This is a genomic window from Streptomyces sp. 7-21, from assembly GCF_016741785.1.
GTDB lineage: Bacteria > Actinomycetota > Actinomycetes > Streptomycetales > Streptomycetaceae > Streptomyces.
The window spans coordinates 93445-115649 of the sequence record NZ_JAERRL010000008.1; the positions used below are offsets into that span (position 1 = coordinate 93445).

Genomic DNA, 22205 nt, shown 5'->3' on the forward strand with positions numbered 1-22205 from the left:
GCGGCGGGCGGCACCGGCGGTGCCGCGGGAGCCTGCGGGGCTGGCGGGGCCTGCGGAGCAGGCGCGGGCGAGGCCGGCGGCGTGGCGCCCGGCCCCCACGGCTGGCCCCACGGCTGGCCCGTGGACGGCAGGGTGCCGCCCGCACCAGGGCCGGCGTTCGACTGCGTGCTCGGGTCCCGCGGCTCGCCGTCTTTGGGCAGCACTATCCCCTCGCGGGGCTCGTCGTCCCGTCGTGGCTGGCTCGTCACGCGCCTCACGCTACCGGCTTCCCTGAAGGGGAGTCGAACAGCTCAGCTCGTGCCCCACCGGGCCGCGAACTCCCGCACCACCGGCTCGCGCCGGTGCGGGACGAGGCGCGAGGTGAAATCCGTCATGTACTCCGTGCCGCGCCCCGAACGCAGGCCCGTCAGCAGCGTCCCCGCCTCCTCCGCCGTGCGGCAGGCGTGTTCCAGCTCACCCTCCTGGAGCTGCCCCGTCGCCATCACCAGCATCCCTATGGCCCGCCGCCGCGCCCGCCCGGCCGGGTGGCCGGCCAGAGCCTCGGCAGCACGGCGCTGGGCGGCGCGGCCCTGGCCCAGATCCCGGTGGCAGTGGGCGAGTTCGTCGGCGAGGTAGGCGGCGTCGAAGTGGCGGATCCACGGCGGCTCGGCGTCCGACGCGGTGTCCCCGGCCCGGTCCATGGCGGCCAGCGAGGCGGAGGCCGCCCGGCGGCAGCCCTCGGCGTCGCCGAGCTGGGCGTGCCCGCGCGCCTCGGCCGCCAGGAACAGGGCCTCAGCGCGCGGCGTGGTCCGGCCGCGCGCGCCCTCCTGCGCGGCGCGCGCCAGCTGGATGACCTCGCGCGGGTTGCTGAGCTGGGCCGCGAGGTGGCTCATGCCGGCCGCCAGCACGTAGCCGCCGAAGCCGCGGTCACCGGCCGCCTGCGCCAGCCGCAGCGCCTGGATGTAGTAGCGCTGCGCGAGGCCGGGCAGGCCGCTGTCGACGGCCATGTAGCCGGCGAGTTCCGTCAGCCGGGCGGCCGCGGCGAACAGGCTGCGCCCGGTCTGCTCGCGGTAGGAGCCGGTCAGCAGCCCGGCGACGACGCTGTTGAGGTAGTGGACGACGACGGGCCGCACGTGCCCGGCGCCCCAGCGGCGGTCGAGGTCGATGAGCGCGGCCGTGGTGGCGCGGACCGCCTCGACGTCGGCCTCGCCCACCCGCGGCCCGGACGTCCGCGCCACCTCCGCGTCGGGCGGCGTGATGAGCCAGTCGCGGCTGGGCTCGACCAGCGCGGCGGGCGCCACGTGGGCCGCGCCGGAGCCCTGCGGGGCGGTCCGGCTCCCCTCGCCGTTCTCCCGGCGGGCGACGTCGGTGCGCCACAGTTCGGTGGCGTGCTCCAGCGACTCGCTCAGCCCGGCCGCGAAGTGCAGGCCCACGGACGAGCCGAGCTGCCGGGTGGTGCCCATGCCGATCTCGTCGACGGTGACCGCCCGGCCGAGCTTGCGGCCCAGCGCCTCGGCGATGATGTCCGGCGCGCGGCCGCGTGGCTGCTGCCCCCTGATCCAGCGGGCCACCGAGGTCTTGTCGTAACGGAAGTCGAGGCCGCGTTCGGCGGCGCACATGTTGACCCGGCGCGCCAGTCCGGCGTTGGAGCAGCCGGCCTCTTTGATGAGGGCCAGCAGGCGCTCGTTCGGCTGCCGGGCGATCAGTGGTCTTGACGTCATCAGCTGCGCTCCCTCCGGGCACCCGGCACATGACTGCCCGTTACGGGGCCGTACCATCCCGTACGCCCCCGCTGATGCACCGATGCGCCCCGGATGCGGACCATGGCGGGGAGACAACCTTCAGGCGGACCGTAACCCATCCGGGCGAGCGGAGTTGTGTTCGACGTGAACGAGCGTGCAGAGACCACCGGAGTCACGTTCTCCCCGGAAGCCCCGCCGGGGAGCCCCCCGCACCGTGACGCCCCGCTGCGGGACCACGCCCTGTGGTACGCGACGGAGCGGCACTGGGACGTACTGCCGGGCACCTGGCTGACCGTGGCCAAACGGGGCGTGCCGGAATGCTCGTGCGGCCTGCTGGGCTGCGATGCGCCGGGGGCGCACCCCATGGACGCGAGCTGGCCCACGCGGGCGACGAGCAACGGCGCCGCCGTCCGGCGGGCGTGGACCGAGTGCCCCCGGGCGTCGATCCTGCTGCCGACGGGGCGGACGTTCGACGTGCTGGACGTGCCGGAGACCGCGGGCTGCCTGGCGCTGGCGCGGATGGAACGGATGGGGGTGGCGCTGGGGCCGGTCAGCTCGACGCCGTACGGCCGGATGATGTACTTCGTGCTGCCGGGCGGCGCGGCCAAGGCGTCGCAGGAGGCGCTGCGGCAGGCGGGGTACACGCCGGGGGCCATCGACATCAGGCCACGGGGCGAGGGCGAGCTGGTGCCCGCCCCGCCGACGCGCATGGGGACGCGGGGCGGCGTGCTGTGGGTGCGCGAGCCGACGACGGCCAACCGCTGGCTGCCCGACGCGGCGGAGCTGCTGCCGGTGCTCGCCTACGCCTGCGCCCGCGAGCCGCACTGACCCGGGCGGTCCGGCGCGTGCGGGCGTGCCCGGCGCCGGGCCGCGTTACCGGTCCGTACGGCGCACCGTAGGGTGTGACGCATGGCTGACCAGGGGGAGAACGGCAGAAGAAGCGGCGAAACGGACCGCACGGCGGACGGCATCGCGGGCATATCCGGTGAGCCGGGCACGCCCGCCGTGCGGGTGCGCGGGCTGTGGAAGACCTTCGGGGAGCAGCCGGCCGTGGCCGGGATCGACCTCGATCTCCCGGCCGGCCGGTTCATCGGCCTCGTGGGCCCCAACGGCGCGGGCAAGACCACCACGCTGTCGATGATCACCGGCCTGCTGCGGCCCGATGAGGGCACGGTGGAGATCGCCGGGCACGACGTGTGGCGCGATCCCGTCGCCGTGAAGTCCCGGATCGGCGTGCTGCCGGAGGGCCTGCGGCTGTTCGAGCGGCTCTCCGGGCGCGAGCTGCTGACCTATCTCGGCCGGCTGCGCGGGCTGCCCGGACCGGAGGTGGAACGCCGCGCGGACCAGCTGCTCGACCTGCTGGATTTGTCCGGCTCCCAGTCCAAGCTGGTCGTCGACTACTCGACCGGCATGCGGAAGAAGATCGGCCTGGCCGCGGCGCTGCTGCACAACCCCGAGGTGCTGTTCCTCGACGAGCCGTTCGAGGGCGTGGACCCGGTGTCGGCGCAGACGATCCGCGGGGTGCTGGAGCGCTTCACGGACTCGGGCGCCACGGTCGTCTTCTCCAGCCACGTCATGGAGCTGGTCGAGTCGCTGTGCGACTGGGTGGCCGTGATCTCCGCCGGGCGGATCCGGGCCCAGGGGCCGCTGGCCGAGGTGCGCGGCGACGCCCCGTCGCTCCAGGACGCGTTCCTGGCGCTGGTCGGCGCCTCGCGGGGCAACCCGCAGGGGCACGACCTGGACTGGCTCGGCGGTGGCAGATGAGCGCGGCGGTCACCGCGGGCGCGGCGGACACCCGCACCGTCGTCGCGACGTTCGCGCGCCTGAAGCTGTCGCTGATCCGCAACGGCGTGCGGCAGACCACCGGGCGCACGGCGGTGTTCCTGACCACGGCCGTTTTCGTCGTGGGCATCGGCGGGCTGTCCGCGCTCGGCATGCTGGCGCTGCGCGGGCACGAGCACGCCGCCGACGTGACGCTGTCGCTCCTCACCCCCCTGGTCCTGGGCTGGGCGTTCGCGCCGCTGTTCGTCAGCGCCGTGGACGAGACGCTGGACCCGGTGCGGCTGGCGATGCTGCCGCTGCGGCCCCGGCCGCTGCTGGCCGCCCAGCTCACCGCCTCGGTGCTGGGCCTCGGCCCGCTGTTCACGGTGCTCATCACGGCCGGCGCGGCGGCGGCCCTCGCGCACGGCGCGGCGGGCGCGGCCACGGCGGTGGTGGCGGTGCCGCTGGTGCTGCTGGTGTGCGCGGCGCTGGCGCGGGCCCTGGCCACCGCCAACGCCCGGATGCTGGGCAGCCGGAAGGGCCGTGACCTGGCGATCTTCTCCGGCCTGCTGGTCGCCTTCGGCCTCCAGGGCATGAACGTGGTCTACACGCGCGTCGCCGAGGCCGAGGACTACGGCCCGCTTGAGACCACGGCCGGCATCGTGCGCTGGATTCCGCCGGTCTCGGCCGTGGACGCGGTGCGGGCGGCCGGTGAGGGGGAGCACGGCACGGTCGCGTACGGGCTGCTCGGCACGGCAGCGCTGCTGCTGCTTCTGCTGTGGTGGTGGAGCCGGACGCTGACGCGGCTGATGACCGCGCCCGACGCCTCCACGCTCGCCCCGCCCGCCGGCCAGGCCCGCCAGCGGCGCCGGGCGGGCACCGGCCTCGCCAGGTGGCTGCCCGGGGGCCGTACCGGGACCGTGATGGAACGCTCGCTGCGGTACGCCTGGCGCGACCCGAAGACGAAGATGGGCTGGGCCGCCGCGCTGGGCATGGGGCTGCTGCTGCCCGTGGTCTTCGCGGTGCAGGGGACCGAGAGCCTGTACCACTCCTGCTGGGCCGCCGGGATGCTGGCGCTGACGATGTTCAACCAGTTCGGGCAGGACTACAGCGCCTTCTGGCTGGTGGCGCAGACCATCACCAGCCCGCGCGACGCCTACCTCGAACTGCGCGGCCGGGCCCTGGCGATCCTGCTGATCGCCACGCCGTACACGGCGCTGGTGGTGTGCTGCGGCGCCGCGCTGTTCGGGCAGTGGGGGACGTTCAGCGACGCGCTGGGCCTGGCCTGGGCGCTGCTCGGCGCGCTCGTCGGGGCGGGTGCCCTCACCTCGGCGCGCTACCCGTACTCCATCCCCGAGGACAACCCGATGCGGAACGTGGCCGCGGGGCAGGGCGCGCTGGCGTACACGGGCATCATCGGCGGGATCGCGGCCGGCGCGCTGCTGTGCGCCCCGGTGATCGCGCTCGACGTGCTGCTGTACCGCACGGCCGAGGACCTGGTGTGGCTGGTGCTGCCGGTGGGCGCGGTGTATGGCGCGGTCACGGCCTGGCTGGGCCTGCGGCTCGCGGCGCGCACGGCCTACGCCCGGCTGCCGGAGATCCTCCAGGCGGTCAGCCGGGCCTGACCGCCCGCGCCCGCCGCGGCAACCGTCCGCCGGTGGCACGGCCGGCCGGGCGTGGCGGCGTCAGCCTGCCCGGCCTGGCCGGTGGTCCCCCGCGCGCGGCGCGGAACGAGCGTCACGCGGTGGCGACGAAGACGTGCATCGCGACCGTCGGCGCCAGCTCGGCGTACTCACCGCCGCTGCCGACCTGTACGCCCCCGGACGTACCCGCCGTCACGCTCACCGAGGCACCGGGCTGCACCCCCGCCCGCCGCAGGGTCTGCATCACCTGCGGGTCGGTCTGCACTGGCTCGCCGATGCGGCGGACGATCACCGTCTTGCCGTCTTCCGTCGCCAGCTCGGACAGCGCGACCATGCCCTCGCCCAGGAACGGGTCGGGCTCGCCCTTCTCCCCCAGCTCGGCCAGGGCCGGGATGGGGTTGCCGTACGGCGACTCGGTCGGGTGGTCCAGCAGTTCGAGCACCCGTCGTTCGACGGCATCGCTCATCACGTGCTCCCAGCGGCACGCCTCGGCGTGCACCTGCTCCCACTCCAGGCCGATGACGTCCACGAGCAGGCACTCGGCGAGACGGTGCTTGCGCATGACCCGCTCGGCCAGCCGCCTGCCCTGGTCGGTCAGCTCCAGGTGGCGATCCCCCGCGATCTTGAGCAGGCCGTCGCGTTCCATGCGGGCAACCGTCTGGCTGACCGTCGGACCGCTCTGTTCCAGCCGCTCGGCGATGCGCGCGCGCATCGGGACCACCCCTTCTTCCTCCAGCTCCAGGATGGTGCGGAGGTACATCTCGGTGGTGTCGATGAGTCCGGACATGAAAGCCCCTCGATGTCTCGTGCGGTGGCCCTGGTCCAATTCTGACGTATGGCTGTGACAACCGTTCCCGCACTGCGGAGAGAGGGGCCGCCCCCATGGAACTCGCCAGCCGCTACTTCGATTCCGTGACCGAACTGCTGCGCAGAGTAAGGGAGGAGGAGGTCGAAGCCGTCGGCCGTGCCGCGGGAATGGTTGCTGCCACCGTAACCGAGGGCGGCACGGTCTTCGCCAGCGGAGCCGGGCACAGCGCGCTCATCGCACAGGACCTCGTCTACCGCGCGGGAGGCCTCGCCCTGGTCAACCTCCTTGCGATACCGGGCGCTACCGGGGTCGCCACGGTCCCCGCCACGCTCGGCACCGCGCTGGAGCGGCTGAGCGGGCTCGCGGCCGCCGCGCTCGACACCAGCCCGGCCCGCGCGGGAGATCTGCTGCTCGTCGTCTCGCTGTCGGGCAAGAACGCGCTGCCCGTCGAACTCGCCTCGCACGCACGGCAGCGGGGGCTGCGCGTGATCGGGCTCACGTCCGCCGCCGCGTACGGCGGCCGGCTGGCGGACCACTGCGATGTGGTGCTCGACACGAAGGTCCCCGTCGGGGACGCCGCGCTCACGGCCGAGGGCGTGGGGGCGCCGTTCGGCCCGGTCTCCACGGTGGTGGGCGCGGCGCTCGCGCAGGCGGTGATGGCCGAGGCGGCCGGGCTGCTGGCCGCGCGCGGCATCACGCCGCCGGTGCTGCGCTCGGCGAACGTGGACGGCGGGCGCGAGTGGAACGACCGCCTGCTGGCCCAGCACGCCGACCGGATTCTGTGGCGGCGGGCCTGACCGCGCCGGTGCGGGGCCGCGGCCCCGCACCGGAACATGGCCCGGAAAACCGGGGAGAACAGCGCCGGACAATAAATGCGTTGCTGCCGTTGCTTCCCGCCCCTAGCGTGGAGGGCACACGAGAAGGGAGGTGATCCGGCAGATGAGTGATGACCGGACGCGTGAGGTGGCTGCGGCCTAGCCGCCGTCCCACACCACGTGGTGCCGGCGCAGCCGGCCAATCCCAAGCAGTCACCCGATCCGCGGGCCGCCGGTAACGTCCGGCCGGCTCCCCGCCGGCGCCCAGCGCCGGAGGGGACCAGGCCCGCGGGTCGTTTTTTGTGCCCGTCTGCTGGTGCCTGTCTGCTGGTGCCCGCCGCCGGGCACGGCACGGGCTACGGGCACAGGCGCTCGACGGTCCAGGCCGCCGCCCCGCCCCGCTCGCCCCCGGCGTCCTCCCGGCGCACGTACCGCAGCCGGTCGTGCAGGCGGTTCTCCCGGCCCTGCCAGAACTCCACCGCCGACGGCACCACGCGGTAGCCGCCCCACTGCGGCGGCGCGGGCACGTCCTCCCCCTCCGGGTACCGTTCGGCGAGCTCCGCGTACAGCCGGTCCAGCTCCGCCCGGGAGGCCACGCGCGAGGACTGCTCGCTGGCCCAGGCGCCCAGCTGCGAGCCGTGCGGCCGGGTGCGGAAGTAGGCCACCGTCTCGTCCCGGCCGGTGCGCTCGGCGCGGCCGGAGATGATCACTTGGCGGGCGACGCCGTGCCAGGGGAAGAGCAGCGAGACGTGCGGGTTGGCCTCGATCTCGCGGCCCTTGCGGGAGCCGTAGTTGGTGAAGAAGACGAAGCCGCGCTCGTCGAAGCTCTTGAGCAGGACCGTGCGCGAGCTGGGCACGCCTGAGGCGTCGGCCGTGGCGAGGACCATGGCGTTCGGCTCGTGCAGCCCGCTGCCGGCGGCTTCGCGGAACCAGCGGCCGAACTGTGTCACCGGGTCGGCGGCGAGGTCCTTCTCGTCGAGCCCGGCCGCGCGGTACCGGGCGCGCATGGCGGCGGGGTCGAGCTGCGGGGAGGCCTGCGGAGAGGCGGAAACGGAGTCGGTGGTGCGGTCTGTGCTGCTGTCGGCGTGGGACACGGGGCATATCTTGCAACACGCGACTGACATCGGCCGCTCGTGCCGGAATCCGTCCCGCGAACCCCCGGTGGCCCACGGTGGTTACAGTGGCGCCATGGAGCCGCATCCGCCCGTCACGCCCCGGTTCGTCCCCGGACTCGAGGGAGTCGTCGCGTGCGAGACCGAGATCGCCGAGCCGGACCGGGAGGGCGGCGCCCTGCGCTACCGGGGCGTCGACATCGAGGAGCTGGCGGGCCGGGTGCCGTTCGAGAAGGTGTGGGGCCTGCTGGTGGACGGCTCCTTCGAGCCGGGCCTGCCGCCGGCCGAGCCGTTCCCGCTGCCGGTGCGGTCCGGGGACGTGCGGGTGGACGTGCAGGCGGCGCTGGCGATGCTGGCGCCCGCCTGGGGGCTGCGGCCGCTGCTGGACATCGACGAGCGGCAGGCCAGGGACGACCTCGCGCGCGCCGCCGTGATGGCGCTCAGCTACGTGGCGCAGTCGGCGCGGGGCAGCGGTCTGCCGGTCGTGCCGCAGCGGGAGATCGACAAGGCGGACGGCTTCGCCGAGCGCTTCCTGCGCCGCTGGCGCGGTGAGCCCGATCCGCGTCACGTGGCGGCCATCGACGCCTACTGGACGGCCGCCGCTGAACACGGCATGAATGCCTCGACGTTCACCGCCCGCGTCATCGCCTCCACGGGCGCAGACGTGGCGGCGGCCCTGTCGGGCGCGGTCGGCGCGATGTCCGGCCCGCTGCACGGCGGGGCGCCCTCGCGGGTGCTGGGCATGCTCGAGGAGGTCGAACGCACCGGTGACGCCGAGGCGTACGTGCGGCGCGCGCTGGACGCGGGGCAGCGCCTGATGGGCTTCGGCCACCGCGTCTACCGCGCCGAGGACCCGCGGGCGCGGGTGCTGCGGCGCACTGCGCGGGAGCTGGGCGCGCCGCGCTTCGGGGCCGCCGCGGCGCTGGAGCGGGCGGCGCTGGCGGCGCTGCGCGAGCGGCGGCCGGACCGGGTGCTGGCGACGAACCTGGAGTTCTGGGCGGCGGTGCTGCTGGACTTCGCCGAGGTGCCGGGCGAGATGTTCGCGGCGATGTTCACGTGCGCCCGCACGGCGGGCTGGTCCGCCCACATCCTGGAGCAGAAGCGGACCGGACGCCTGGTGCGCCCCACCGCCCGCTACACCGGCCCGGCACCGCGGCCGGCGCGGGCCGTGGGCTGACCGCTCGCGCACCTGCCGCCGCGGATCGGAGCGGGCGCGGCGCGCGCCGGGCGTGCTCCCTGGCGCATTGGGGCTTTTCCCGCCTGAAGCCCGCCATTCCGCGCTGGCACACCTGTCTCCTCCGTTACGATCCCCCTACCGCGTGTGGCCATCCCCGCCGAGGGGGACGACGCAAGGGGGCGAACGCGCATGACGGCCAGATCCGCGCAGCATCGGCTCGATCCCGTGACGGTAGGGGTGGACCCCTGCCTGGCCTGCCGGGTCCGGCCCGTGAAACTACCGGGCCTGGCGCAGCCGCTGTGCCTGGTGTGCTTCGCGGCGGAGCGGCAGGCGGCGGAGCGGCAGGCGGCCGCGTCGCCACGTTACGTGACGGCCTGTGTGGCGGGCCCGGAGTGCTTAGGCTGCGGCAGCGGTGACGTGAACGCCAACGGGGCGCTGTGGTGGTGCAACTCCTGCGGCATGTGCACGCGGGTGGCGACCTGACGCCGCCCCGCCGGGGCGTCCCTGGCAGGCAACGGCGGCGCGGGCACGCGCGCCGCTCCCGGCGCCCGTGCCCGCGCCCGTGGGGTCAGCCCGCGCTGAGCTGCTTCTCCGGCGCGTCCGGCCGGTCGCCGCGCTCGCCTGCGCCGCCGGCCGCCGCCGCGGCGTCCGCGGGATCGGTGCGCAGGGAGTCGACCAGGGCCGCGCGCTCGGGGGTGCCCTCGGGCCTGAGGAAGCCGACGAGCACGTACAGCACCAGCGAGGTGGCCAGCGGCAGGCCCACGGTCTGCGCCTGGCTGGCGTCCTCCACGATGTACTGGACCACGTACCAGACCGCCAGGCCGCCGGCCCACGAGACGATGGCGGCGGTGGGTCCGTTCCGCTTGAACCACGGCAGCATGCCGAGCATCAGCGGGATGGATATCGGCCCCATGGTGGCCGCCACGAGATCGACCACGACCTCGAGGACGAAGCCCTCGCCTCCCGTGGTGATGGCGATGATCATGCTGAGGGAGACGAAGCTGACGGTCGTGATGCGGGCGAACATCAGCTGCGCCGCGTCGCTGAACCGCCGTACCCGGGGCGCGATGACGGGCGCGATGTCGCGGGTGATGACGGCGGTGATGACGTTGGAGTCGGAGGCCACCATCGCCATGGTGTGGGAGAAGAACCCGGCGAGCATCAGGCCGATGAGCCCGGCGGGCAGCAGCTCCTTGGCCATCTCGATGTAGGACTCCTCGCCGTTGTCCAGGCCGGGAACGATCAGCGGGGCCGCGAACATCGGCATGAACAGCACCATCGGCCAGACCAGCCACAGCACCGACGACAGCAGCGCCGCGCGCTTGGCCTCGGAGCCGGAGGGCGCGGACATGTACCGCTGCGCCAGGTTCCACATGCCGCCGTTGTATTCGAAGGTCTTCACCAGCAGGAACGCCAGCACCAGCATGAGGGTGACGTCGCCGGCGATGGGGTCGCCGTGCCCGTCGGGCAGGTCGCCCCACATGGTGAACGGGAAGCCGACGCCGAGTTCACCGGCGACGGCGATGACCATGGCGATGCCCGCGACCGCCTGGATGACGAACTGGCCCATGTCGGTGAGGACATCGGCCCACAGGCCGCCGACCGTCATGTAGGCCATGGTGGCGACGCCGGTGAAGGCGATGCCCCACGCCAGCGGGATGTCGGCGAAACCCTGCAGCAGCACGGAGATGGCGACCCACTTGGCGGCGATGTCCACGACCTTCAGGGCGGCGCCGCTGTAGGCGAGCACCTGCTGCGTGGGCAGGTTGTAGCGCTGCGTCAGGTACTGCAACGGCGAATCGACGCCGTGCTTGGCGCGCAGCCGGTTCCACCGGGCGGCGAAGAGGAAGGCGCCGATGCCGATGCCCAGACCGATGGTCAGTGCCCACCAGACGTAGACGGTGAAGCCGGTGTCGTACGCCACGGCGGCGAAGGCGACGAACATCACCGCGCTGTACCCGGACATGTGGTGCGAGATGCCCGACAGCCACCAGGGGATACGGCCTCGTGCGGTGAAGAAGTCGGAGACGGTGTGGATGCGGTTCTTCGACCACCAGCCGATGGCTACCACCACGAGGAAGTAGGCAGCGACCACGATCCAGTCCAGCGCGGACATCGCGGCTCCTTAACGCGAGGAACGGGACAGGGGACGGGACGGGGCGGGGACACGACGGGTCGGGAGGGCGGGAGGGGAAGGAGAGGGAGGAGAGGGAGAAGGGGGAGGGGAGGGGGAGGAGGAGCAAGGAGGGGGAAGAGGGAGCGGAGAGCGGAGGAGCGGGCGGAAGAGCGGAGAAGGGCGGGGAGGGGCGGGGAGGGGGACGGGGGCGGAAGGAGTTGGGGGCCGGGGGGGTTACCAGTGGCCGTGCTTGGGCTGGAAGCCGGGCTCGAAGCGGCGCATGTACGCGGTGTCGTCGCGGCGCCTGATGCCGCACTTCTCGTACTGCTCGTGCATGACCGCCAGCGCGTCGCGGTCGAGTTCCACGCCGAGGCCGGGCCCGTCCGGCAGCGGCACGGCTCCCTCGGTGAAGCGCAGCGCGCCGGGGGCGACCACGTCCTGGCCGTCCTGCCACGGGGTGTGGGTGTCGCAGGAGTGCGCGAGGTTCGGCAGCGAGGCGGCCAGGTGGGTCATGGCGGCCAGGCTGATGCCCAGGTGGGAGTTGGAGTGCATGGACAGCTCGAGGCCGAACGTGTCGCACAGCGCGGCGACCTGCGTCGAGCGCACCAGCCCGCCCCAGTAGTGATGGTCCGTCAGCAGTACGCCGATGGCCCGCTGTTCGATGGCGGGAGGCAGGTGCTCGTGGGTGACGACGCACATGTTGGTCGCCAGCGGCATGGGGACCTTGGCGGCGACCTCGGCCATGCCCTCGATGCCGGGAGTGGGGTCCTCCAGGTACTCCAGGTCGCCGGCGAGGTCGTTGCCGATGCGGACGGATGTGGCGGGCGTCCAGGCGGCGTTGGGGTCGATGCGCAGCGGCAGCGAGGGGAACGCCTCGCGCAGCGCGCGCACGGCCTCGGCCTCCTCGTCGGGGGGCAGCACGCCGCCCTTGAGCTTCAGTGACTGGAAGCCGTATTCGTCGGCGAAGAGCCGGGCCTGGGCGACGATGCCCTCGGGGTCGAGGGCGGCGCCGAAGCGGTCGGGCTCCCCGTCCGGGTGCGCCTCCCACTTGTAGAAGAGGTAGGCGCTGTAGGGGACGGCCTCGCGCACCGGCCCGCCGAGCAGGTCGGCGACGCGGACGCCCTCGGCCTTGCCTCGGATGTCGAGGCAGGCGGTCTCGAAGGCGGCAAAGACGGCGTCGACGGTCTTCTGGTTGGTGCCCGCGCCGGTCAGGCCGTGCTGGTCGGTGAAGACTCCGGTGCCGACGCTTGCCGCGACCCTGGCGTACAGCTCGTTGAGGGCGTAGACGCTGACGCCGGTGACCTCGCGGGCCGCGTCCTGCAGCAACCGGAGATGGGAGGCGTCGCCGTAGGTCTCGCCGAGCCCGCTGATGCCTTCGTCGCTGACCACCTCGACGATGGTCCGCAGCGCCCACGGCTCGTGCACGCCGGTGGCGTTGAGCAGGGGCGGGTCACGGAAGGCGACGGGGGTGAGGTGTATCTCGCGTATGTGCATCCGCTGCCACCCGCGCAATCGCTAGCATTCACATATCTAAACGCCGGACATTCCCATGAACGGCTGTCGCAACTGTAGAAGTGGCCTAGTAGGCCGTCAAGGGTTCGAACGTCGTTCAGATGTATGAATGCCTACCCCGTCAGGAGGCCGGTGGCAGCGCGTCGGCCAGCACTTCCGCCAGGTGCCGCGCCCGGTGGCCGCCCAGCTGCCCGAGCTGGGTGCGGCACGAGTAGCCGTCCGCCAGCAGCACCGCGCCCGGCGGGGCGGAGCGCACCGACGGCAGCAGCTCGTCCTCCGCGCAGGCCACGGACACCTCGTAATGCCCCTTCTCGAAACCAAAGTTGCCCGCCAGCCCGCAGCAGCCGCCCGACAGCTCACCGGTCAGTCCCGCACGGGCACGCAGCCACCGGTCGGCGTCCTCGCCGAGCACCGCGTGCTGGTGGCAGTGTGTCTGCCCCGCCACCGGCCGCTCCAGCCGCGGCGGCTGCCACGACGGCGCCCGCTCCCGCAGCGTCTCGGCGAACGTCCGCACCGCGCGCGCCAGTTCGCGGGCTCCTGGGTGGTCCGGCAGCAGCTCCGGCAGGTCGGTGCGGAGCGCGGCGGCGCAGGGCGGCTCCAGCACCGTCACCGTCGCGCCCGCGGCCACCGCGGGCGCCAGCCGCGCCACGGTGCGGCGCAGCACCGCACGCGCCCGGTCGAGCTGGCCGGTCGAGACATAGGTCAGCCCGCAGCACACCTGCCCGCGCGGCAGCACCGGTGACAGGCCCGCCGCCCGGAGCACGCGCGCCGCGGCGACGCCCGCCTCCGGCGACAGGTAGGAGGTGAACGTGTCGGGGAAGAGCACCACCGGCCCCGTCTCCCCCGCGCGGTCCGGGTGTGTGGGCAGCAGCGGCAGGTCCGCCAGCAGCCGCCGCAACGGCACCCGCGGCAGGCGCGGCAGCGGCCGCCGCGGGTCCACGCCCGCCAGCCGCTTGCCGAGCGCCGCCAGCGGCCCCAGCCGCGACGCCGCGTTCACCAGCGGCACCAGCCGCAGCGCCGCCGCCAGCCGCAGCCACTGGGGCAGCCACCCCAGCGCGTAGTGCGAGGCGGGGCGAAGCCGCCGCGCGTACCGGTGGTGCAGGAACTCCGCCTTGTAGGTGGCCATGTCGACCCCGACCGGGCAGTCCGAGCGGCAGCCCTTGCACGACAGGCACAGGTCGAGCGCCTCGGCCACCTCGGGCGACCGCCAGCCGCCGGTGATGACCTCGCCCGTGAGCATCTCGTGCAGCAGCCGCGCCCGGCCCCGGGTGCTGTGCCGCTCCTGACGCGTCGCCCGGTACGAGGGGCACATCACCGACTTGCCCTTGCCGGGCCCGCGTTCGCCGGTCTCACGGCACTTCGCGACGCCCACGCACCGCCGCACGGCCGCCGTGAAGTCCCCGCCGTCGTCCGGATAACCGAACACCACCGGCACCCCGCCGCGCGGCAGCCCCGCGAACCGCAGGTCCGCGTCGAGCGGCGCCGGGCGCGGCGCGATGACGCCCGGATTGAGCCGGCCGTCCGGATCCCAGGCCGCCTTGAATGCGCCGAACAGGCCCGTCAGTTCCTCCCCGTACAGCCGCGGCAGCAGCTCCGAGCGCGCCAGCCCGTCCCCGTGCTCCCCCGACAGCGAACCGCCGTGCGCCACCACCAGATCGGCCAGCGCCACCGAGAACTCCCTGAACCGCCGCACCCCGCCGGACGACAGCAGGTCGAAGTCGATCCGCACGTGAATGCAGCCGTCGCCGAAGTGCCCGTACGGCACGCCCCGCAGGCCGTGCTGCCGCAGCAGCGCCCGGAACTCCCGCAGGTACGAACCCAGCCGCGCGGGCGGCACCGCGCAGTCCTCCCAGCCGGGCCACGCCTCGCCGCCGTCCGGCAGCCGCGTCGCCGTGCCCGCGGCGTCCTCCCTGATCCGCCACAGCGCGCGCTGCCCGGCCGCGTCCGCCACCACCGCGTGTCCCGTCGTGCCCTCCGCCGCCCGGCACAGCGCCTCGGCCGCCGCCCGCGCCGCCGCCGGCGACTCGCCGCCCGTCTCCACGAACAGCCAGGCCCCGCCGCGCGGCAGCGCCGCCCGCGCCGCCGGAGCCGCCACCAGGTCCGCCGCCATGCCCTCGACCGTCAGCGGCCGGTGCGGCAGCAGCCCGGCCGCCGCCTCAGCCGCCGCGTTCTCGTCCGCGTAGCCGAGCACGGCCAGCGCCCGCGCCGCCGGGACCGGCACCAGCCGCACCGTCGCCTCGGTGACGACGCCGAGCGTGCCCTCGCTGCCGGTGAACGCCCGGGCCCAGTCGCGGCCGCGCTCCGGCAGCAGCGCGTCCAGCGCGTAGCCGGAGATGCGGCGCGGCAGCGCGGGGAACCCGGTCCGCAGCAGCGCGAGGTGCCCGTCCGCCAGCGCGTGCCCGGCCTCGCGCAGCGCACGCGGCACGCCCTCCCCGCCGGGCGCCAGGCGGGCCCGCTCGCCGCCGTACGTCAGGACGGTCAGCGCCTCGACGTTGTCGGCGGTGGTGCCCCAGGCCACGGAGTGCGAGCCGCAGGAGTTGTTGCCGATCATGCCGCCGAGCGTGCAGCGGCCGTGCGTGGACGGATCGGGGCCGAACGTCAGCCCGTGGGGCGCGGCGGCCGCGCGCAGCTGGTCGCAGACGACGCCCGGCTCGACGACCGCCGTGCCCGCCGCCGGGTCGATGGCCAGCACGCGGTTCATGTGGCGGGTGAAGTCCAGCACCACGCCGGTGCCCGTGGCCTGCCCGCCGATGCTGGTGCCGCCGCCGCGCGCCACCACCGGCACGCCGCGCTCCCGGCACACCGCCAGCGCGGCGGCCACGTCCTCCGCGTCGCGCGGGGCGACCACCGCGTCCGGAATCCGCCGGTAGTTGGAGGCGTCCATCGTGACGAGCGCGCGGTCGGCCGCGCCCGCCCCGACCTCGCCGCGCACCGCGCCCCGCAGTGCCGCCGCCAGTTCCGCCCGTTCCCGCTCGCCGCGCTCTGCCTGGTTCATGCCCCCAGCCTGCCCAACCCGGACGCCGCGGTCGCCACACCACGCACAGAAGCGTCACATCAGCCAGACGCTCCCCTCACACCACCCACCAATCCCCCAAACCAGCGAGTCCGGCCTGGAACTTACCCTCCCTCAACTCGCCTATAGTTGGTCCCGAATTGAGCATGCGACCAGCTGTGTCCCTTTCAACTCATCGGCCCCCACCGTCTACGAGGTCACCGAGCCCATGACAGCGCAGACTTCGCCAGAGCGCCGGCGTGCGGAGCGTTCCGCGCTCCGGCCGTCGCTGCTCGCTCTCCTTGTCTCCCTAGCCGTCACCGGCGTCGGCTGGCTGGGCGCGGTGTACGCCGCACCTGAATCGTTTGAGACCGAGGCCGCCTGGGGGGCCGGTGCCGCCGCCGTCGCACTCTGCGCCGCGGTCGTCACCGCGACCGCGGCCGTCAGCCGGAGCCGCCGCGAGCGGGAGCGCATGGCCGACATGACGCGGCGGCACGAGCGGCTCGCCAACGAAATCGTGCCCGCCGTCGTCAGCCGGCTGCGCCAGGGCGACAGCGCCCCGGCGGCGCTCGCCGCCGCACCCGCTCCCGAGGACGGGCCCGAGACCGCCGCCAGCAAGCGCGTGCTGACGACGCTGGCCGAAGAGATCAGCCGCAGCGAGAGCGGCAAGGCCGCCGCCATGGCCGCCTGCGCCAACGCCGCGGGCCGCATGCAGGCACTGGCGACCAGCATGCTCGCCGACCTGCGCGAGATGGAGCACCGTCACGCCGACGAGACCGTGCTCGCCGACCTGCTGCACCTCGACCACCGCACCGCCCAGGCCGGCCGCCTCGCCGACAGCATCGCCGTGCTCACCGGCGCCCGCTCCGGGCGGCGCTGGGGCAAGCCGATCGTGATGGAGTCCATCCTCCGCGGCGCCATGGGCCGCATCGGCGGCTACCAGCGGGTCCGCCTCCACTCCGCGGTGAACGTCGCGGTCGCCGGGCACGCCGCCGAGGGCGTCATGCACGCCCTGGCCGAGCTCCTCGACAACGCCGCCAACTTCTCGCCGCCGACCAGCGAGGTCCACGTCTACGTCGAGGAGGTGCCCGCGGGCGTCGTCATCACCGTCGAGGACAGCGGCCTGGTCATGGGCGAGGTGGCGCTGCGCCGCGCCGAGCGGCTCGTCTCCACCGACGAGCCGCTGGACCTGGCGTCGCTGTCCGGCACGCGCCTGGGGCTCGCCGTCGTCGGCCAGCTCGCGCGCAAGCACGGGCTGAAGGTGTCCTTCCGCCCCTCGGCCAGGGGCGGCACGGGCGCGCTGATGATGATCCCGCACGAACTGATCACCCGGCCCAAGCCCGCGGACGATCTCGCGCCCCGCCCCGCCCGCACCCGGGCGGTCCGCGGGACCGAGCCGTCCGGCGGCGCGGGGCCGGTGGCCACGCCGGAGCACGCTCCGGCCAGCGACACGGCGGCGACCCGCACCGGCGGGCTCGCCGCGGCGACCACGGGGGACGACACGGGGGAAGTCATGGAGTACGGGCCGAGCGGGCTGCCCAAGCGGCGCCGGGGACGCACCCTGGCGAACGCACACCCGGGCGGTGTTCCCGCCCCGGCCAAGCCCCGGGCCTCCCGTTCGTCGGAGGAATCGGCGTCGCGGCTGCGCGCGTTCCGCCAGGCGGTACGCGGCAAGCCCGGCACGGCCGAGGGGCCCGCCGAGACCCCCGAGCACACCCCGAGGGCGTCCTCACGCCCTGACACACCCGCCACCTCGGCTTCCCATTCGGAGGACGACACCGCATGACCGCACCATCCATGGGGGCACACCCACACGCCGCCGACCGTGGGGCGGACGACAAGCTCGGCTGGCTGCTGGAGAGCCTGCTCAAGCGCACCCCGGGGGCCCGTCACGCCCTGGTGCTCTCCCGGGACGGCCTGAAGCTGTGCCGCAGCCCGGAGCTGTCGGAGGACCAGGCCGACCAGCTCGCGGCCATCTCAGCGGGCATCCAGTCGCTCTCCCACGGCGCGTCCGTGGAGTTCGGCGACGGCTCGGGCGGCGTGCGCCAGTCGATGACCGAGTTCTACGGCGGCATCCTCTTCATCGTGGAGGCCGGGGACGGCGCCCACCTGGCGATCGTGGCGTCCGAGGACGCGGACGTCGGCCTCATCGGCCACAACATGAACGAGCTTGTCGAGCAGCTCGGCGAGCACCTGAGCACGCCGCCCCGTCATCAGCCTGAGGACGGCGGTGGGGCATGACCTACCCCGACCCTGACGACGGTCCCGACCGGCTGTACACCCTCACCGGAGGGCGCAGCCGCCCGGGCTCCAACGCGTTCGACCTGGTCACTCTCGTGGTGAGCGAGAGCGAGCCGTCCCCCGGCATGCAGTCGGAGCACGTCAAGATCCTGCGGATGTGCCGGTACCCCACGGCTGTCGTCGAGATCGCCGCCGAGCTGGGACTCCCCGTGAGCATCACGAAGATCCTGCTGAGCGACCTCCTCGACATGGGGATGATCACCGCGCGCCACCCGCAGACCGCCGCCAACGCGGCCCGGCTCCCCGACCCCCAACTCCTCGAACAGGTGCTCGTTGGACTCCGCAACCTCTGACCGGCCCGCCGTGCGCCAGCCGCTGAGCGGCCGCGCCAGCAACGGCCTGAAGATCGTGATCGTCGGCGGATTCGGCGTCGGCAAGACCACCATGGTCCGCTCCGTCAGCGACATCCGCCCGCTGAACACCGAAGAGGTCATGACCAAGGCCGGCCAGGGCATCGACGACCTGGCCGCCGTGGAGGGCAAGACCTCCACCACCGTCGCGTTCGACTTCGGGCGCATCAGCCTCAACGACGAGACGGTGCTGTACCTCTTCGGCGCCCCGGGGCAGGAACGTTTCTGGTTCCTGTGGGACCGGCTGTTCTCGGGCACGCTCGGCGCCGTGGTACTCGTCGACACCCGCCGCCTGGCCGACTCCTGGTACGCCATCGACCGGCTGGAGCACCACGGCACGCCCTTCGTCGTGGCCCGCAACGACTTCGGCGGGCCCCGCCACTCCCACGAGGACATCCGCGAGGCGCTCGACATCGGCGAGGACGTGCCGCTGGTCGACTGCGACGCCCGCTCCCGCGAGTCGAGCAAACAGGTGCTCATCCGGCTCGTCGAGCACCTCCAGTCACTGGTCCGGGGCGCCGGGGCGTGACCGCCCGTCCGGCTGGGAGGCGCGCTGCTGGCGCGCGACCCGGCCGGGCTGCGCCAGCTGTACGGGCGGCTGCGCGGCAGCTACGGGCCCGTCGCCCCCGTCACGCTCGACCTGGGCGTGCCCGCCTGGCTGGCGCTGGGCTACCGGGAGGTGCACCGCGTCACCAGCAGCCCCGGGCTGTTCACCCGCGACTGGCGGCTGTGGCGGCTGCGCGAGTCGCTGCCGGACGGCTGGCCGCCGCTGGCGGCCATCGCCCACGGCCAGGGCTCGCTGCTCCACGCCGCCGGCGCCGCCCACGAGCAGCGCGCCGAGGTGCTCAGCGCGGCGCTGGAGTCCGCCGACCTCTTCGCCGTCCGCCGCCGGGCCGAGGCGCTCGCCGACCGGCTCATCGACTTCTTCTGCGCCCGGGGCGAAGCGGACCTCGTCACCGAGTACGCCGCCCCGTTATCCGTGGCGCTGCTCGCCGGGCTGTGCGGCTTCACCGAGGCGGAGCTGCCCGGGCTGCTGCGCGACGTTCCCCGGTACACCTCCTTCACGCTCGACGCCCCGCCCGGCTCAGCCGGCCCGGCCGGCCCGGCGGGCTCCGCCGCCCACGCCGCCTTAAGCGTCCTGGCCGCCGTGGAACGCCTGGTCACCGCCCCGCCGGGGCCGCCGCCCGGCAGCCTGGCCGCCGCGATGCTGGCCCACCCCTCCCGGCCCGCCCCGCGCCGGGTCCGCAACGACCTGGTGGCGGCCGTCCTCACCGGCTGCCAGCCCCTCGCCGACTGGATCGCGGGCACGCTGCGGCTGATGCTCAGCGACGACCGTTTCGCCGCCTCGCCCGCCTCCCCCGCCTGGCGCGCTGGCCACACCGGGGCCCGCCAGGGCGTGGCGGAGGCGATGGGCGAGGTGCTGTGGGACGACGGGCCGGTGCAGAACTGGCCGGTGCGGTTCGCCGTGCGCGACGCCCGCCTGGGCGGCCGCACGATCCCGGCGGGCGACATGGTGCTGCTGTCGCTCGGCGCCGCCCACCACGACCCGCAGGTGCGCCGCCACGGCGCGGTGCCCACCGCCGGCAGCCGCGCCACGTTCGCCTTCGGGCACGGCGAGCACCGCTGCCCCTACCCGGCGCAGGAGCTGGCCGAGACGGTCACGCGGGCGGGCGTGGAGGTGCTGCTGGACCGGCTGCCCGACGCGGAGCCGGCCGTTCCCCTCACCGCCCTGACCTGGCGTCCCTCCCTCTGGCTGCGCGGGCTGCTTACGCTGCCGGTGCGGTTCGCGCCAAGTCCGGCGGCGGGCCCGGGGGCGCCGCCGTTTTCCCCGCCCCGGTGATTTCGCGACAGGGCCCGGAAGGACTACGCTCCGGCTCGTGGCCGATATCCAGATTCCCGCTGACATCAAGCCCGCCGACGGCCGGTTCGGATCGGGCCCCTCCAAGGTGCGTACCGAGGCGCTCGCGGCGCTGGCGGACACGGGCGGCTCCCTGATGGGCACCTCCCACCGCCAGGCCCCGGTCAAGAACCTGGTCGGCAGGGTCCGTCAGGGCGTGCGTGACCTGTTCTCGCTGCCCGAGGACTACGAGGTGGTGCTCGGCAACGGCGGCACCACCGCCTTCTGGGACGTCGCCACGCACGGGCTGATCGAGGCGAAGTCGCAGCACCTGTCGTTCGGGGAGTTCTCCTCGAAGTTCGCGAAGGCCGCCTCCAAGGCCCCGTGGCTGGACGAGCCCACCGTCATCGCCTCCCCGCCGGGCTCCCACCCGCTGCCGCGCCCGCAGCACGGCGCCGACACCTACGCGCTCACGCACAACGAAACCTCGACCGGCGTGGCGATGCCGCTGCGCCGCATCACCGGCGCCGACGAGGGCTCGCTCGTGCTGGTGGACGCCACCTCCGGCGCGGGCGGGCTGCCGGTGGAGATCACCGAGACCGACGTGTACTACTTCGCGCCGCAGAAGTCTTTCGCGTCCGACGGCGGGCTGTGGATCGCCATCTTCTCCCCCGCCGCCATCGAGCGCGCCCAGCGGATCGCCTCCTCCGGCCGCCACATCCCGGAGTTCTTCTCACTGCCGACCGCGATCGACAACTCGCGGAAGAACCAGACGTACAACACCCCGGCCGTGGCCACGCTCTTCCTGCTGGCCGAGCAGCTGGACTGGATCAACGGCAACGGCGGCCTGTCGTGGGCCGTCAAGCGCACCGCCGACTCGGCGTCCCGCCTCTACGGCTGGGCGGACAAGCACGAGCTGGCCACGCCGTTCGTCTCCGACCCCGAGCAGCGCTCGCAGGTCGTCGGCACGATCGACTTCGCCGAGGGCACGGACGCCAAGGCCATCGCGGCGGCGCTGCGCGCCAACGGCATCGTCGACACCGAGCCGTACCGCAAACTGGGCCGCAACCAGCTGCGGGTCGCGATGTTCCCCTCCATCGACCCCGACGACGTCGAGGCCCTCACCGCCTGCGTGGACTACGTGATCGAGCGCCTCTGACGCCGTCACCGCCCGCGCGTACGGAGCCGCACCCGGCCTGGGTGCGGCTCCGTGCCGTTGCGGCGGCGGCCCGGTCAGGGCAGCGCGTGGGGCGAGCGGCCCTGGCGCCACATCGGCTGCACGGTCAGGCCGCCGCCGGGGACGCGGACCGGCTCGCCGAGGGGACGGAAGCCGTGCCGCTCGTACAGCGCCTGGTTGCGCGGGCTGCTGGCCTCCAGGTAGGCGGCGGCGCTCTCCTCGTCGGCGCGGGCGAGCTGGTGGCGCAGCAGCGCGCCGCCGTAGCCGCGGCCCCGCCACTCGGGCACGACGACGGTCTGCGCCAGGTACCAGTGCGGCACGTGCGCCGGGTGGCGCTCCTCGGTGACGGTGCGGAGCGTGACGAGGCGCTCCAGGTACTCGCCGTACAGCCGCTGCATCGCCGCGGCGGTCTCCTGGCTGGGCTCCCGGTCTAGCTGCCCGGGCTCGCGCCGCTCCCACAGCGCCACGCCGACCACCTCGCCGTCCCGCGGGCCGGCCAGCAGCAGGTCGCCCGTCTCCCGGGCCTCCTTCAGCCAGACCGCCATGGCGCCGGCGCCGGCGGCGGCCCAGCGCCGGCGGGCCGCCTCGCCGGGCATGACCCAGGACGCCGCGGCCTCGTCGGCCGACCCGGCGGCCAGCGCCGCGGCGGCCGCCGGCACGTCATCCTCCCCGGCCAGCCAGACCCGTACCCATCCGGTCACGACACCCACGTCCTCTCCACGCCTCGCTGTCCGCTCACGTGCGTTCCGCCCCGGCAGACGCGCCACCGCGCCCGCCGGTTGAGCCCACCGGCGCGGCGCAAAACTGGCGTCGGCGGGCCAACCGCTCAGCACCGCTCGCTATCCTGTTCACTCACGGCATGTGAGGGCGCATACACGGGAGG

General features: G+C 74.4%; 19 protein-coding genes. 12 read left to right on the top strand and 7 right to left on the bottom strand.

The features are described from left to right. Nucleotides 1–290: 290 nt before the first annotated feature. Nucleotides 291–1700, bottom strand: a complete 1410-nt coding sequence (locus tag JK356_RS12560; RefSeq protein ID WP_201867761.1) for a transcriptional regulator — start codon at nt 1698–1700, stop codon at nt 291–293. 165 nt (nt 1701–1865) lie between these two features. Here JK356_RS12560 and JK356_RS12565 point away from each other — a divergent pair, with 165 nt between their 5' ends. The 3 genes from JK356_RS12565 to JK356_RS12575 all read left to right on the top strand — a co-directional run bounded on the left by JK356_RS12565 (nt 1866) and on the right by JK356_RS12575 (nt 5107). Continuing rightward, complete coding sequence (locus JK356_RS12565) at nt 1866–2549, top strand: bifunctional DNA primase/polymerase (RefSeq protein ID WP_201867762.1); 684 nt, start codon at nt 1866–1868, stop codon at nt 2547–2549. An 81-nt stretch (nt 2550–2630) separates the two neighbouring features. Continuing rightward, nucleotides 2631–3485: an ABC transporter ATP-binding protein gene (locus JK356_RS12570; protein ID WP_201867763.1), complete on the top strand. Its 855-nt coding sequence runs from the start codon at nt 2631–2633 to the stop codon at nt 3483–3485. Then, on the top strand, nt 3482–5107 hold the full coding sequence (locus JK356_RS12575; protein ID WP_201867764.1) for a transporter: 1626 nt from the start codon (nt 3482–3484) through the stop codon (nt 5105–5107). The genes JK356_RS12570 and JK356_RS12575 overlap by 4 nt, the downstream gene beginning before the upstream one ends. A 112-nt stretch (nt 5108–5219) precedes the next feature. Here the strand turns inward: JK356_RS12575 and JK356_RS12580 are convergent, their stop codons facing one another. Continuing rightward, complete coding sequence (locus JK356_RS12580) at nt 5220–5912, bottom strand: metal-dependent transcriptional regulator (RefSeq protein WP_201867765.1); 693 nt, start codon at nt 5910–5912, stop codon at nt 5220–5222. A 95-nt stretch (nt 5913–6007) separates the two neighbouring features. Between JK356_RS12580 and JK356_RS12585 the strand changes: the two genes are divergently transcribed. Further along, nucleotides 6008–6730 carry an SIS domain-containing protein gene (locus JK356_RS12585; RefSeq protein ID WP_201867766.1) on the top strand — a complete coding sequence of 241 codons (723 nt, stop codon included), beginning with the start codon at nt 6008–6010 and terminating at the stop codon, nt 6728–6730. A gap of 374 nt (nt 6731–7104) precedes the next feature. Here JK356_RS12585 and pdxH read toward each other — a convergent pair whose 3' ends face one another. Further along, nucleotides 7105–7755: a pyridoxamine 5'-phosphate oxidase gene (gene pdxH, locus JK356_RS12590; protein ID WP_201867879.1), complete on the bottom strand. Its 651-nt coding sequence runs from the start codon at nt 7753–7755 to the stop codon at nt 7105–7107. A gap of 181 nt (nt 7756–7936) precedes the next feature. Between pdxH and JK356_RS12595 the strand changes: the two genes are divergently transcribed. Together JK356_RS12595 and JK356_RS12600 are read left to right on the top strand one after the other, a co-directional pair. Next, complete coding sequence (locus tag JK356_RS12595) at nt 7937–9037, top strand: citrate synthase 2 (RefSeq protein WP_201867767.1); 1101 nt, start codon at nt 7937–7939, stop codon at nt 9035–9037. Nucleotides 9038–9226: 189 nt separating this feature from the next. Next, entirely contained in the window at nt 9227–9520 is a 294-nt protein-coding gene (locus tag JK356_RS12600; RefSeq protein ID WP_201867768.1) for a hypothetical protein, read from the top strand. A gap of 85 nt (nt 9521–9605) precedes the next feature. Here the strand turns inward: JK356_RS12600 and JK356_RS12605 are convergent, their stop codons facing one another. From JK356_RS12605 to JK356_RS12615, 3 genes are all read right to left on the bottom strand, one after another. After that, nucleotides 9606–11153, bottom strand: a complete 1548-nt coding sequence (locus JK356_RS12605; protein WP_201867769.1) for a sodium:solute symporter family protein — start codon at nt 11151–11153, stop codon at nt 9606–9608. Nucleotides 11154–11387: 234 nt separating this feature from the next. Beyond that, the gene (locus JK356_RS12610; protein ID WP_201867770.1) at nt 11388–12647 is read right to left on the bottom strand and encodes a glucarate dehydratase family protein; all 1260 of its coding nucleotides are present in this window, start codon (nt 12645–12647) and stop codon (nt 11388–11390) included. Nucleotides 12648–12786: 139 nt separating this feature from the next. Next, nucleotides 12787–15660 (bottom strand): FAD-binding and (Fe-S)-binding domain-containing protein, encoded by a 2874-nt coding sequence (locus JK356_RS12615; protein ID WP_201867771.1) that lies wholly within the window; start codon nt 15658–15660, stop codon nt 12787–12789. Between the two features lie 226 nt (nt 15661–15886). Between JK356_RS12615 and JK356_RS12620 the strand changes: the two genes are divergently transcribed. From JK356_RS12620 to serC, 6 genes are all read left to right on the top strand, one after another. Then, on the top strand, nt 15887–17443 hold the full coding sequence (locus JK356_RS12620; RefSeq protein ID WP_201867772.1) for an ATP-binding protein: 1557 nt from the start codon (nt 15887–15889) through the stop codon (nt 17441–17443). Next, on the top strand, nt 17440–17898 hold the full coding sequence (locus JK356_RS12625; RefSeq protein ID WP_201867773.1) for a roadblock/LC7 domain-containing protein: 459 nt from the start codon (nt 17440–17442) through the stop codon (nt 17896–17898). The genes JK356_RS12620 and JK356_RS12625 overlap by 4 nt, the downstream gene beginning before the upstream one ends. Further along, a complete protein-coding gene (locus JK356_RS12630; protein WP_201867774.1) occupies nt 17895–18251 on the top strand; it encodes a DUF742 domain-containing protein in 357 nt (118 codons plus the stop codon). Before JK356_RS12625 ends, JK356_RS12630 begins: the two co-directional genes overlap by 4 nt. Continuing rightward, complete coding sequence (locus JK356_RS12635) at nt 18232–18837, top strand: ATP/GTP-binding protein (RefSeq protein ID WP_201867775.1); 606 nt, start codon at nt 18232–18234, stop codon at nt 18835–18837. The genes JK356_RS12630 and JK356_RS12635 overlap by 20 nt, the downstream gene beginning before the upstream one ends. A gap of 117 nt (nt 18838–18954) precedes the next feature. Continuing rightward, a complete protein-coding gene (locus JK356_RS12640; RefSeq protein ID WP_307815549.1) occupies nt 18955–20148 on the top strand; it encodes a cytochrome P450 in 1194 nt (397 codons plus the stop codon). Between the two features lie 37 nt (nt 20149–20185). Beyond that, nucleotides 20186–21304, top strand: a complete 1119-nt coding sequence (serC, locus tag JK356_RS12645; protein ID WP_201867776.1) for a phosphoserine transaminase — start codon at nt 20186–20188, stop codon at nt 21302–21304. A 74-nt stretch (nt 21305–21378) separates the two neighbouring features. Here serC and JK356_RS12650 read toward each other — a convergent pair whose 3' ends face one another. Continuing rightward, entirely contained in the window at nt 21379–22023 is a 645-nt protein-coding gene (locus tag JK356_RS12650) for a GNAT family N-acetyltransferase (RefSeq protein ID WP_201867777.1), read from the bottom strand. Nucleotides 22024–22205 lie beyond the last annotated feature (182 nt).